Below are 14,217 nucleotides of genomic sequence, written 5' to 3'. Positions count from 1 at the left end.
CAGCCAAAAAGTCTTATTAAGTCTTAATGAAACGGGAAAAGTCAATGCGGAAATTGTAATTTTGAAAAAACACATTTACAAATGAAACGCATTGGCTTGTTCTTATTCTTTTGTATTCTTTCCTTGCATGGCATAGCTCAGGTTGAAAATGACAAGGATACGCTCATCATCCGGCAAGATAAAATCAATGAGTTTATCAATGAGATGAATGAGGCTGATAAAAGTATGGATTTTATAAACGAACCTCCTACGTTGACACCTCCCGTTTTATCTGATACATTGCGGATGCCAAAATTTGATTTTACTTCCCGTGAAGAAATGCCTAAGATATCCCCTTATACTTTTTCCGGAAATCCTTTCGGACATGATTATATAGATGGACGTGCTTATCAGATTAATAGTACAGGGATTCTGAGTGGTTATCATTCCTTTCAAGGGTTGCCTTCTATAGGTGAGGCACGTAATGCCGGAGTGATGTACACACAGCGTCTCAATGATTTTATAACCGTGACGGGAGGAGTATATGCTGCTAAATACAATGTATATGGAGTCCGCTTTAATGATTTAGGTGCTAAGGGAAAGTTGTCTTTTCGCATTAATGACAGAATGAAGATCAATATGTTCGGCACATACTCGGTGTATAACGGATATGGTATGACTCCCGCTTCACAGCTTTTTATGAACCAGAATTCATACGGAGGCACTTTGGAATTTAAAATATCGGATAGTTTCGGAATTGAAGCGGGAGCAGAGAGGGAATTTAATCCGATGACCCGTAAATGGGAAACCCATCCTATTATTATGCCGGTATTCTATAAATAATAATTTGTGTATCTTTACGGCATGAATGAAGAGATAGAAGAGTATTACGAAGAGTTATACAGGCTTTATATAGATGAAAACCAGCCATTGGAACGCCGTTACAGGCAATTGCGTGAATCATTGGAGCGTGTGGTGCGTGAAAAGATACAAGGGAATAGTTTGCAGACCACTGATTTGGCCGCCCGTATTAATTATGTAGCCACTCAATATGGGCTGGATCTGAAAGAACAGAATCAGTTACATACCTTTCGTCTGACTTCCAATGATATTTTGAACCATCGTAAGTCTCCTGTAAAAGAAGAGTTCCTGTGTGATTTGCGTGCAGTGGCATACGCATATAGGAAGATGTTTGCACAGGATATTCCATTGAAGTTGTTCTCAGTTCTTCCCAAGCAGGAAATAGCATCTTCAGGGAAAAAAGAAAAGATGGAATACATCCGCCGCATCCGTGTATGCTTTGATTATGCCGATGATACCTATTTGTATGTACATCCTGTAGATGTAACAGCCGATGAACCTATACGGGTGGTTTATAATAAACCCGGTATAAATCATGAATTTGAAGAAACCATAAAGGAACTTTGGCGATATGCCCAGCTTAATCTGCTGGATGTTTCTGTAGATAGGGATGGAATTTATACCCCTTCTTTTATCGTATTGGAACCGGATTATTTGATAGATATCAGCTCACTGGCGGAATGTTACAAGGATTATGGCAGCCATCCGGCAAACTATTTTTTGAGCCGGCTGGTGCCGATTGATAATGCCCGCCCTTTGCTGTTGGGAAATATAGCCAATCTGTTTCTGGATGAATGGATACATGCAGGTGAGGAGGAGCCGGACTATATAGACTGTATGAAGAAGGCATTCCGGCAGTATCCCATTGAACTGGCTGCTTGTGCCGAACTTCGTGACCCGTCCAAAGAGAAAGAGTTTGCCAAGGATTGCCGGATGCATTTTGAGCATATACGGGACGTTGTACAACACACTTTTTTGGAGCCGGGGTATAATCTGGATAAAAAGGAGGCTGTGCTGGAACCGTCCTATATTTGCGAGGCGTTGGGCATTCAGGGACGTCTGGACTATATGCAGCGGGATATGAGCAGCTTTATAGAAATGAAATCGGGCAAAGCGGATGAATTTTCCATGCAGGGAAAAGTGGAACCCAAGGAAAATAATAAGGTTCAGATGCTGCTATATATGGCAGTGTTGGAATATAGCATGGGACAGGACCGGCGGCGTATGCATCCCTATTTGCTTTATACCCGTTATCCTTTATTGTATCCGGCCAGAGCATCGTGGGCTCAGGTAAGGCGGGTTATCAATTTGCGTAACCGTATTGTTGCTGCCGAGTATGGGGTACAATTCCATAATCATCCTGATTTTACACGCAACTTGTTGGCACAAATCAATCCGGAGGTGGTGAATGAAAGAAAACTGAGCGGCAGATTCTGGGAACAGTATTTGAAGCCCTCTATCTCGCGTTTCCGGGAGAAGCTGTCGGCGTTGGAACCTTTGGAGCAGGCCTATTTTTATACGCTTTATAATTTCATTACAAAAGAACTTTATACCTCCAAATCGGGAGATGTGGATTATGAAGGACGTGCAGGGGCTTCAGCTCTTTGGCTGAGTACACTGGATGAGAAACGTGAGGCGGGAGAGATATTATATGATTTGCAGATAATGGAAAATAGGGCATCACAGGCTCATAAGGCTTATATACTTTTGTCTATTCCGCAATATGATGAAATGTTTCTTCCCAATTTCCGTACAGGAGATGTGGTTGTGTTGTATGAGCGTAATAATGACTTGGATAATGCGACCAATAAAATGGTTTTTAAGGGTAATATTGAGCAGATTACAGATACAGAATTGCGTATTCGTTTACGTGCTACCCAACGTAATGCTTCCGTTTTTTCTCCGGACAGTCGTTATGCTGTAGAACATGATACGATGGATACTACATTTCGCAGTATGTATTTGGGACTCTCCGCTTTTCTGGATGCGAATACGGAAAGACGGGAATTATTGCTGGGACAACGGCCTCCCCGCTTTGATTCGTCTTTTGATGAAGCTATAGCGCTGACCGGTGATGATTTTGAGAGGGTGGCGTTGAAAGCTGAGTCGGCCCGTGATTATTTTCTTCTGGTGGGACCTCCCGGAACAGGAAAGACTTCGAGGGCGTTGCGTAGAATGGTGGAACATTTCTATGCAGCATCATCTATGCAGATATTGTTACTGGCTTATACCAACCGGGCTGTTGATGAAATTTGTCAGTCACTGTCCTCTATCACTCCCTGTATAGATTATATACGGGTGGGAAGTGAGCTTTCCTGTGATGTACGCTTTAGAGGACATCTGTTGGAGAATATATTGGCGGAATGCAACAGTAGGAGAGAGGTGAATATCCGTATGGCAGATTGCAGAGTATATGTTGGAACCGTGGCCTCTATTGCGGCTAAAGCTGAACTTTTTAAATTAAAACGTTTTGATGTAGCCATAGTGGATGAAGCCACCCAAATATTAGAACCCCAATTGTTGGGTATTCTGTGTGCCAAGTTTGCTGATGAAAGAAATGCAGTGGGTAAATTTATCCTGATAGGTGATCATAAACAGTTGCCTGCCGTTATTTTGCAGAATAGCGGACATTCTGAAGTGCATGATGAGGGACTTAGGGAAGCCGGACTTTTTAATTTAAAAGATTCTCTGTTTGAGCGGCTTTATCGTTTTCATTTAAAAGAAGAATCTCCTAAAGCGATAGATATGCTTTGCCGTCAGGGGCGTATGCATCCGGGAGTGGCTTTTTTTCCCAATAAAGCATTTTATGCCGGAAAATTGGAGGCTTTGGGATTACCTCATCAGTTGGAGCACATAGAGGCTCCGGTACGTTTTATCCCTTCGAAGCAAGATTTGGAGAGCGTTTCCGGAAAAACAAACAGATATGAGGCACAGATTGTCGCCGGTTTAGCCAAAGAGGTGTATTTGGCTCATGAAGAGGAATTTGATCCGAATCGAACGTTAGGGGTCATTACTCCTTATCGAAGTCAGATTGCTTTGATACGTAAAGAGCTTCAGGCATTGGCTATTCCTGCTTTGAGTAGGATTTCCATTGACACTGTGGAACGGTATCAGGGCAGCGAACGTGATGTCATTATTTATTCTTTTTGTGTGAATCACCTCTATCAATTAAGGTTTCTGCCCAACCTGACAGAAGAGGACGGTGTACAGATTGACCGTAAGCTGAATGTCGCTTTAACGCGTGCACGCAAGCAGCTTTTTATCACAGGAGTCCCTGAAATATTAAGTCATAATTCTATCTATCAATATCTTCTGAAAACTATTTATTAGGGAAAAAAATACCACAGGCTACTTAGGTGTGTAGTCTGTGGTGAATTCTTTAATTAGGCATCAACCGGTTTGTATTTGGGAACCAATGCTTTCATGATAATCCAACCAACCAAATAAGCTACGGCACATACACAGAATATGATGAAGTAGCCGGCAGGTTTTCCTTCGAATCCCATAAAAGTCATATTCGTTTCTGCTGCATAGTCAAACAGTCTGCCAGATCCCATATTAATACAGAATGAACCTATACCACCTGCCATACCACCAATACCTACGATAGTAGCGATGGTGCTTTTGGGGAACATATCACCTACTACAGAATAAATATTGGCAGACCATGATTGGTGTGCCGCACCTGCAATACCGATAATAATGATAGGATACCAATATGAATAATTGCCTAAAGGTTGGGCAAACAATGCCAGCAGTGGGAACAAGGCAAAGATAAGCATAGCCTGCATACGGGCTGCATATGGATTCTTACCTGTTTTATTAATGATAATAGTAGGTAACTTACCACCATAAATAGATAACATGGTAATAGCATATAATACGAAAATCAACATTTGTGCGGTACCCGTATCTGAAGCGAAACCGTATACATCCGAAATATATGCCGGAGTCCAGAACAGGAAGAACCACCATACGCCATCAGTCATGAACTTACCGACAAATACAGCCCATGTTTGGGGAAATTTGAAACATTGCAAGAATGAAATCTTCTTGTTGTCGAAGTCGTTGGCAGCAGCTTGTTGTTCTGCTGATTCTTCAGGATTGTTGTTGTCTTGTTCGATATATTCCAGTTCGGCAGCATTCACGCGAGGGTTGACATTGGGTTTCTTATAGAGGAACATCCAAAGTCCCATCCAAATGAATCCTAAACCACCGATAACGATGAAAGCCATTTCCCATCCGTTGCCCACACCAATACTTTGGAAATAACGTGCCAAAGGAGGGATAGTGATCGGAGCGGCTAAAGCACCTACTGTAGAACCTGCATTAAAGATGGAAGTGGAATATGCACGGTCCTTTTTCGGAAAATATTCGGCTGTTACCTTAATAGCTGCTGGGAAGTTTCCTGCCTCACCTACACCTAATACGATTCGGGCAGCGATAAAGTAATAAACGCTGGTAATGGCGATAGTTGAAGCGACGGCTCCTGTTGCAGAAAGCATCTCTTCTGCGTTATGAATACCTAATGTTTCTTCGGTTGCCCAACCGCACAATGCATGAAGACAAGCTCCTAAGGACCAGACAAAGATAGCCCAGAGATAACCTTTTTTAGTTCCCATCCAGTCAATGAAACGACCGGCGAACAGGTTGGCAATGGCATACACTATAGAGAAAATAGCTGTGATATCTCCGTAATTCGAATCCGTCCAGTGAAATTCCGGAGCAATGAAGTCTTTCCAGGTTAGTGAAAGCACCTGACGGTCGAGGTAATTGACTGTAGTGGCAAAGAATAGCAGACCACAGATTATCCATCTGAAGTTTGTCATCTTCTCACCTACTTTTTGAAATGTACTCATGATAATAGATTTAATTATGTTTTTCTTATTAGACGCAAAAATAACCATTCTGTACCTATTCTCTATGCAAAAATTGGTGGAAAGCCTGTATAAATCGGTACAATGGTAAGATTTCTAAAAAAATCATTCTGAATGTCGCAAAAAAAACTGAAAACGAGTTGATTTCTTGCAACATTCAGAATGACAAGAGTTAATGAGTAATGGTGTGTACCATTCTACTTATCTCATATCTGTGTATTTTATTTCATCCTTGTCACTGTATTTCAGGTTTTCACCTCCCATACCCCAAATAAAGGTATAGTTGCTGGTACCTGCAGCGGCATGGATAGACCATTCGGGAGAAGTGATGGCTTGTTCATTGTGTAACCATACCAGACGCTCTTCTTGCGGTTCGCCCATCAGGTGGCAAATGGCATTTCCTTCAGGCAGGTTGAAATAGAAGTAGGCTTCCATACGACGGGTATGTGTATGGGCCGGCATGGTGTTCCATACAGAACCCGGAGCCAGTTCGGTAAGTCCCATCTGTAATTGGTTTGTACCGCCGTTTTTCACTCTTTCCAATACATCTTTTACAATTAACTGGTTTACAATACGGTCGTTGCTATCTTCCATTTTTCCATAATGATCTGAGATAGCTAAAGCATACTGTTTAGGATTTGCTTTTTGAAGCTTGGCGTCGGTAGTGATCAATTGAGTAACGTATGGCTTGTAAGCCGGTGCCGAATTGATATAGAATTTAGCCGGTTTGGCAGCGTCATTACTTTTAAAAGTAACTTCTTTATTCCCGCAACCTACATAGAGGGCTTCCTTGTATTTCATAGGATATTCTTTACCGTCTACAGTAACTACGCCATCACCGCCTACATTGATGACTCCTAGTTCACGCCGTTCAAGGAAGTAAGTGATTTCCGGACCCAGTTCACGGAAAGTTTCCAGCTTCAAAATTTTGTTTACCGGCATAGCTCCTCCGTAAATAAGACGGTCGTAAAGGGTGTATGTAACATTGATCTCATCCGGCGCCATCACCTTTTCCATCATAAATGAACTACGCAGACGTTCTGTATCATAGTGTTTCACATCTTGCGGATGGCAAGCGGTCTGTACTTTGTAATTTACTTGAGCTGAAGCTGCCAAGGCAGAAACACTCAGCATCATTGCAATCGCTAATTTTTTCATAATCATTATCTTTAAATTTTAATTTTTCATTGTTTTCTGGTATTTAATGATGGAACGACGGTTCAGCACCATTAAGAATAGTGTTATCAGTACTAAAATTCCGGAACCAATCCATTTGAATGAATAAGTCAAATGGAAAATAGCCCATGAGAAAGGACTTGAAGCAAAATCCAACGCACCACCTTCAAAACCAGACGGGATGTTTACGGCAGCATCTTGTGTCTTGGCGTATACATCATGTGCTGCTTTGGTGAAATAAGGAGCCAGATCTGTTACAAAATACAGACCGATGGCCAGCACAACAAAACCAATGATGAAAGTCTTTACTACATTTCCTTTTGTGATAGGTAATATCAATGGGAATACATAGAACATGCCAGCTAATGAAGCCAATGGTAAGAATTCATTGCCCGGAAGCACCACTGCCAATAAGATAGTAACAGGGATTAATAGTAATGATACAACTAACGTGGCCGGATGTCCGATCACCAAGGCAGGACTCATACCGATATTTAAGCCTACAGCACCCTTAAACTTCTTGGCGATCAGTTCGCGGGTAGCGTCCGAAATGGGTTTCAACCCTTCGATGAACAGGCTGGTAATACGGGGAATCAACTCCATTACCGCTCCCATCTTGATACCTAAACCTAGAATATAAGGAATCTTGTCTACTATTTCTTGTCCGTTCTTGCAAGATAATGCACCGATGCCACATCCTACCAGGATACCCAAGAAGAGAGGTTCGCCTAATAAACCGAATTTCTTTTTCATACCTTCCGCATCAATGTTCAGCTTTTCAAATCCGGGAATTTTGTCCAATACCTTATTTATAATGAGAGCGAATGGTACGAAACCTGCACAGAAGGGCTGCGGAATAGAAATACCTTCCATTTTATCATAGAAACCTTGAAATTTGTCTGCTGTGTAATCTGCTAAGATTAATGTGATGATATAACAGATAACAGCTGCGAAGAATCCCCACAAAATACTATCTGTTGCAAAATAAACTACGGCTCCGATAAAAGCAAAATGCCAATAGTTCCATAAATCAATGTTAACCGTACGGGTGGTTTTAGTCAATAACATTAAGATGTTAACGGCCAGACATACCGGAATGATGAATGCCCCTACGGAAGTGTTATAAGCTACGGCTGCAGCAGCAGGCCATCCCATATCGAATACTTTCAGTTGCAGGCCATATATTTCGACCACTTTGCTTAAGGCCGGACCCAGACTGCTGGTCAGAAGTGCGGTAACCACTGATAGACCAACGAAACCAACACCTACCAACAAACCGCTTTTTAATGCTTTGCTGAATTTGATTCCGATACAAACGCCTAAGATTGTAAAAATTATAGGCATCATCACCGCTGCTCCTAAACCGATGATATAACTAAAAACTTGTTCCATTCTCTTGTGAATTAATAGTAAATGACTGTGTTTTCTACAATAGTATAAATTAAAAACTGCCCCAAAAATAAAACCTTTTCTCAACTTATCAAACCTGAAAGACATAATAATTAGTAAAAAGACAATTTTTGAACGATTTTTATCGTTATCGTGCACAAAATAACCGTTTTCGCACACGAATACCAAATAATACACTTAGTAGGTTGAAAAGTGCACACTGCTTTTCGAGGAAAATACTACTTTTGTTTCATAAAATAAATAGGTCTAATACTAAAAATAAATGTCTTCATGAAAAAGAATTCTATTTGTAAAATTATTGTGTCCGGTTTGCTTGCGGCTGTTCCTTTGATGGGCATGGCTCAGCAGGTTTGTGGTAATAAGCCTTGGTCTGTACGTATGGCGGAATCAGAAATGGTGCGTTGTCCCGAATCTTGGCAATTGGATTTTCAGACCCGTTTGAAGTGGGATTACTGTCATGGCCTGGAACTTCAAGCTATGCTGGATGTATATGATGCATACGGTGATAAAAAGTTTTTTGATTATGCTGTGGCTTATGCTGATACAATGATTCATCAGGATGGCTCTATCGAAACTTATAAACTGGAGGAATATAATATTGACCGTCTGAATTCCGGCAAGATGCTTTTCCGTATTTATGAGCAGACTAAGGACGAGAAATACAAGAAAGCATTGGATTTGTTGCGCAGTCAGTTGGATACGCATCCTCGTAATGCCGATGGCGGTTTCTGGCACAAGAAGATTTATGAGAATCAGATGTGGCTGGATGGGCTTTATATGGGGCAACCATTTTATGCGGAGTATGCTTACCGTAACAACCGTGTGAATGATTATGCTGATATTATCAATCAGTTTGTCACAGTGGCCCGCCATAATTATGATCCGAAGACTGATCTATACCGTCATGCATGTGATGTGAGCAAGCGTGAAAAGTGGGCGGATAAAACTACCGGGTGGTCACAACACTGTTGGGGACGCGCCATGGGATGGTATGCAATGGCTTGTGTGGATGTACTCGATTTTATACCGGAACACGAAGCCGGACGTGAATCTGTTATCGAAATATTGAATAAACTGGCTGCCCAGATTAAACGTACTCAAGATCCAGCAACAGGGGTATGGTATCAGGTGATTGACAGAAGCGGGGATGAGGGGAATTATCTGGAATCCTCTTGTTCTACCATGTTTGTATATACTCTGTTGAAAGCGTTACGTAAGGGATATATTTGTCCTTCGTACATGGAAGTGGCTAAAAAGGGATATGAAGGGCTTTTGACCCAATTTATAGAAGTGGATGATAGAGGTGTGGTTTCTATTACTAAAGGTTGTGCTGTTGCAGGTTTGGGAGGCAAGCCAGTGTATCGTACTGGAGATTATAATTATTATATAACTGAAAAAATACGTTCTAATGATGCGAAGGCAGTAGGTCCGTTTATTATGGCCAGTCTGGAATGGGAACGTTTGTTTCAGAAAAACAGTTGTGGAACTGCATGTGAATAATAGGAGGTGATACGATGAGGAAAGTTTTAGGATTATTGTTGCTATTGTCTGTTGTAAGCGCAGCATGGGCTCAGGAACGTCAGGATACAATTGTAGTCTCACGTGATGGAACGGGGAATTTTCGTACTTTGCAGGAGGCTATAGAGAGTGCGCGGGCTTTCATGGATTATACTGTTACGATCTATGTGAAGAACGGAGTATACAAGGAGAAAGTGATTGTTCCTTCATGGGTGGAAAATATAGATATTATAGGTGAAGATCGTGATAAGACGATTATTACTTATGATGATCATGCGAATATAAATAAAATGGGTACTTTCCGCACTTATACGGTGAAGGTAGAGGGCAGTGATATCACTTTTAAAAATTTGACTATTGAGAACAATGCGGCTCAGTTGGGACAGGCGGTAGCTTTACATACGGAAGGTGACCGTTTGAAATTTATCAATTGTCGTATCTTGGGCAATCAGGACACTATTTATACAGGTGCTAAATTTACCCGTCTTTATTTCAAGGATTGTTATATTGATGGTACTACCGACTTTATTTTCGGTCCTTCCACCGCTTTATTTGAAGATTGTATTATTCACAGTAAACGCAATTCGTATGTAACGGCTGCTTCCACTCCGAAAGAGGCTAAATATGGATATGTCTTTAAGCACTGTAAGCTGACGGCAGAACCGGGAGTGGATAAAGTGTATTTAGGTCGTCCTTGGCGTCCATATGCTTATACTTTATTTATAGAATGTGAATTGGGGAAACATATTGTTCTTGCCGGATGGCACAATTGGGGTAAGCAGTCTAATGAAGAAACCGCCCGTTATATGGAATATAAAAATACCGGTGAGGGCGCAAATACTTCGGAAAGGGTGGCGTGGAGCAAACAATTAACAAAGAAAGAAGCTGAGGAGGTGACGGTCGATGCTATTTTTCGTACTCAAAGTGATTGGAACCCAATAGACTAGATTGATTTTGTAATTGCTTGAAAAGGAGACTTCTACGTTGGTGGAGGTCTCCTTTTTTTGTTGTGTTGAATAATTGGAACCCGTAAAAAACACCTAATAAATCCACATAAAAAGATAAAAACTACACATCAAGGTAATGTTATATCCATAATTTTGCAACAGTGAAACTAAGGTCAAAACCTTAAAAAACATTTTAATAACTATAAAAACACATCTTATGAATCTAAAAGAATTAGCTAGAAAAGCTGTCTCAACTCTCTTTTTGAGTATGCTTTGTTTGGTTGCTTTTGCTCAAACCGCAACAGGTTTGGTGAAAGACAAAACAGGCGAACCTATGATTGGTGTGAATGTACTGGTAAAAGGAACAACCAATGGTACAATCACGGATTTCGATGGTAAGTTTTCAATTCCGGATGTTCCGAGTAATGCTACTTTGGTGGTTTCTTATATTGGGTATCTTACCAAAGAGGTAAAATCTGGAAAAGATTTGATAATTGTATTGGAAGAAGATAACAAGACTTTGGATGAAGTCGTTGTTATTGGTTATGGCACGGTGAAAAGACGTGATTTGACTGGTTCTGTCGCTTCTGTTACTGGAGAAAAATTAGCGGCTAATCCAGTTGCCAATGTCGCACAGGCTTTACAAGGACAATTGCCTGGTGTAAGTGTGACTTCTCAAGACGGTCGTCCGGGTGCAGGTATGTCTATTCGTATTCGTGGTGGTGGCTCTATCACCCAGTCTAATGATCCTTTATTCATTGTAGATGGTGTTCAAGTTAGTGGCATTGATGATATTCCTGCTGACAATATCGAAAGTATTGATGTGTTAAAGGATGCTGCTTCTACGGCTATTTATGGTGCCCGTGGTGCTAACGGTGTAATATTGGTTACTACTAAGGGAGGCAAGGATGGCCGGGTTTCCGTCAAGTATAATATGTATTATCAGATGAAGGAGAATCCAAAATTATTGGAAACTATGGATCCTTATGATTATGTATATAATACATGGGCATATATGAAGAGTCTGGGGGATTCTTATGGGGATGGAGTTGCCAGATATTTTGGATTAGGATCCAAGTATGGAAATCATTTGAATGAATATAAAAATATGACCACTCATAATTATATAAATGATTTGATGCAGACTGCGTCTTCTTGGAATCATGATGTATCTTTATCTGGTGGCACAGACAAAACTAAGTTTTATTCATCAGTTAACTATATGGATGATGAAGGTATCCGTGTGAAGTCTGGTTTCCAACGTTGGAATGCGAATTTCAAATTGACGCAAAAGATTAATAAAAAGTTAACTGCGGACTTTGATTTACGTTATAGTGAAATAGAAATTAATGGTTCTGGTTTTGGTAATGCAACCTCTGCTTACACTTATCGTCCTGTGGATAATCCTTTGGGGGATGCTTCTTTTACCGCTGGATTTGGTCAAGGTGATACAAATATGGAAGAAACTAGTAATCCTTTGTATTACTTGAATACTGTAGATTATATAAAAAACATGTACCGTATCCGTGCAAAAGGTGCTTTAACTTGGAATGTTATTAAAGGTTTGACGGCAAAGACGGAGCTATCGTTAAATCGTAATTGGAACCAGGAAAAGACATGGAATGCAGGACAGACAGAAAAAGATAATAGTTCTGCTAAATTGAAGAAAAGTGATGGTTACGGTGTGCGTTGGGCAACTACTTTGAATTATGAAGTACAGGGACTTGGAGATAATCATAATTTGTCTTTCTTGGTTGGTAATGAGGTCTTGGCTTCAAAGTCAGATTACACTGAAATATATGGTGTAGGGTATCCTGAAGGATTTACAATGGATGATGCGTTTGGTATGATTAATATGACTACTCCTTCATTGGGACAAGATTATTTTAAAGGTGAGATAGGTACTCCTAATCATACTTTATCTTGGTTTGGTCGTGCTAATTATTCTTATAAAGGTAAGTATCTTTTGACAGCTACATTCCGTGCTGATGGTTCTTCTAAATTTGCACCTAGTCATCAGTGGGGGTATTTCCCGGCAGCAGCTGCAGCATGGAGAATTTCAGATGAAGCTTTCATGGAAAATACAAGAGATTGGTTGGATAATCTGAAACTTCGTGTATCGTATGGTACTTCTGGTTCTGATAATATTGATGCTTCTTTATGGAGAGAAACATGGAAAACAGAACAAATTACAGTGGATGGTGAAAAGGTTACCACTTATGTGCCTGGTGATATGAAAGGAAATCCTGATTTGAAATGGGAAACTACTATTAGTCGTAATTTAGGTGTTGATTTTGGTTTCTTTAATAATTGGGTTCGTGGTAGTTTGGACTATTATTGGAATACGACAAAAAATATTTTAATGAAAGTGCCTATTGATGCAGCGTCTGGTTATAGCTATCAGTTCCAAAATGTAGGTAAAACCTCAAATAAGGGAGTTGAATTGGCTTTAGGCTTTGACATTGTTCGTGGTAAAGATTTTAATTTAGGTGTAAACTTGACTTATAATTATAATAAGAATAATATTGACGAACTGATGGATGGGGTCTTGGCAGATACGAGAGCTATGAATGATTGGGGTTCATCTATGGCTAAGCCTGCTTATGATTATATTATCCGTGAGGGGCATCCTGTAGGTACGATCCAAGGTTTTAAATCTGAAGGATATTATACGATTGATGATTTTACTTATGCGGATGGTAAATACACATTGAAACCAGGCATTCCGGATATTCAAGGTATTGTGAATTATCCGGATGGAGTTAAAGTACTGGCAGCAGATGGACAAACCGCCGTACCGGGTATGCCTAAATTTGCAGATACAACAGGTAATGGTGTTGTGGACGAGGATGACAAAACGATTATCGGCGAAGCTATGCCACAACATACAGGTGGTTTTACAATTAACGGTAATTGGAAGGCAATCGATTTTTCTGTAGGCTTTACTTATCAGATTGGTGGTGATGTGTATAATGCCAATGCAATGCATTCCTTGATGGGAAATAAAGACAATTCCGCTGGTCAGAATCGTTTGAAGTTCGTTTCTGAAACTTTCAAATATTATGATGTCGATACAAACGGTGACTTGATGCTGGTGAAAGATCCTACAGCTTTGGCGGCTCTTAACGCGAATACAAACTACAGTTCTTTCTTTTCTGAATATGGAATCGTAAGTTCTAAATTTATTGAAGATGCGTCTTATTTGCGTTTGAATACATTGACAGTAGGTTATACTTTCCCGAAAAATTGGATGAATAAGATTGGATTACAGAATGCACGTGTGTACTTTACAGGAAGTAATTTGTTCTGTATTGATGGATATTCTGGTATAGATCCGGATGTAAACACGAAGACTGATGGTAAGGATGGTTTCCCTACACCTTATTTTGATTACCAGTCTTATCCTAAGGCTAGAACTTATACCTTTGGTGTTAATTTAACTTTCTAAT

At 40.4% G+C, this 14,217-nt stretch carries 8 protein-coding genes; 5 read left to right on the top strand and 3 right to left on the bottom strand.

Going from position 1 to position 14,217, the window contains the following annotated elements:
- Positions 1-81 precede the first annotated feature (81 nt).
- Both RE317_RS09415 and RE317_RS09410 read left to right on the top strand, forming a co-directional pair.
- Entirely contained in the window at positions 82-822 is a 741-nt protein-coding gene (locus tag RE317_RS09415; RefSeq protein WP_005842802.1) for a hypothetical protein, read from the top strand.
- Positions 823-843: 21 nt separating this feature from the next.
- Positions 844-4,170 carry a DEAD/DEAH box helicase gene (locus RE317_RS09410; protein ID WP_032938673.1) on the top strand — a complete coding sequence of 1,109 codons (3,327 nt, stop codon included), beginning with the start codon at positions 844-846 and terminating at the stop codon, positions 4,168-4,170.
- A gap of 53 nt (positions 4,171-4,223) precedes the next feature.
- Here RE317_RS09410 and RE317_RS09405 read toward each other — a convergent pair whose 3' ends face one another.
- The 3 genes from RE317_RS09405 to RE317_RS09395 all read right to left on the bottom strand — a co-directional run bounded on the left by RE317_RS09405 (position 4,224) and on the right by RE317_RS09395 (position 8,285).
- Positions 4,224-5,699 (bottom strand): MFS transporter, encoded by a 1,476-nt coding sequence (locus RE317_RS09405; protein WP_005842798.1) that lies wholly within the window; start codon positions 5,697-5,699, stop codon positions 4,224-4,226.
- Positions 5,700-5,918: 219 nt separating this feature from the next.
- Entirely contained in the window at positions 5,919-6,875 is a 957-nt protein-coding gene (gene kduI / locus RE317_RS09400) for a 5-dehydro-4-deoxy-D-glucuronate isomerase (protein ID WP_008782301.1), read from the bottom strand.
- An 18-nt stretch (positions 6,876-6,893) separates the two neighbouring features.
- On the bottom strand, positions 6,894-8,285 hold the full coding sequence (locus tag RE317_RS09395; protein ID WP_005842794.1) for a PTS galactitol transporter subunit IIC: 1,392 nt from the start codon (positions 8,283-8,285) through the stop codon (positions 6,894-6,896).
- A 288-nt stretch (positions 8,286-8,573) separates the two neighbouring features.
- Here RE317_RS09395 and RE317_RS09390 point away from each other — a divergent pair, with 288 nt between their 5' ends.
- From RE317_RS09390 to RE317_RS09380, 3 genes are all read left to right on the top strand, one after another.
- Complete coding sequence (locus tag RE317_RS09390; RefSeq protein WP_117889402.1) at positions 8,574-9,803, top strand: glycoside hydrolase family 105 protein; 1,230 nt, start codon at positions 8,574-8,576, stop codon at positions 9,801-9,803.
- Positions 9,804-9,817: 14 nt separating this feature from the next.
- Positions 9,818-10,768 carry a pectinesterase family protein gene (locus RE317_RS09385; RefSeq protein WP_117873392.1) on the top strand — a complete coding sequence of 317 codons (951 nt, stop codon included), beginning with the start codon at positions 9,818-9,820 and terminating at the stop codon, positions 10,766-10,768.
- A 217-nt stretch (positions 10,769-10,985) separates the two neighbouring features.
- Positions 10,986-14,216: a TonB-dependent receptor gene (locus RE317_RS09380; protein WP_008669628.1), complete on the top strand. Its 3,231-nt coding sequence runs from the start codon at positions 10,986-10,988 to the stop codon at positions 14,214-14,216.
- The last annotated feature ends 1 nt before the right edge of the window (position 14,217 follow it).

The sequence above is a fragment of the Phocaeicola sp. GP0067 genome (genome assembly GCF_031119655.1).
GTDB classification, from domain to species: Bacteria; Bacteroidota; Bacteroidia; order Bacteroidales; family Bacteroidaceae; genus Phocaeicola; species Phocaeicola vulgatus.
Note: the sequence above shows the minus strand (reverse complement) of the source record. Positions and strands in the feature narration are given on the sequence as shown.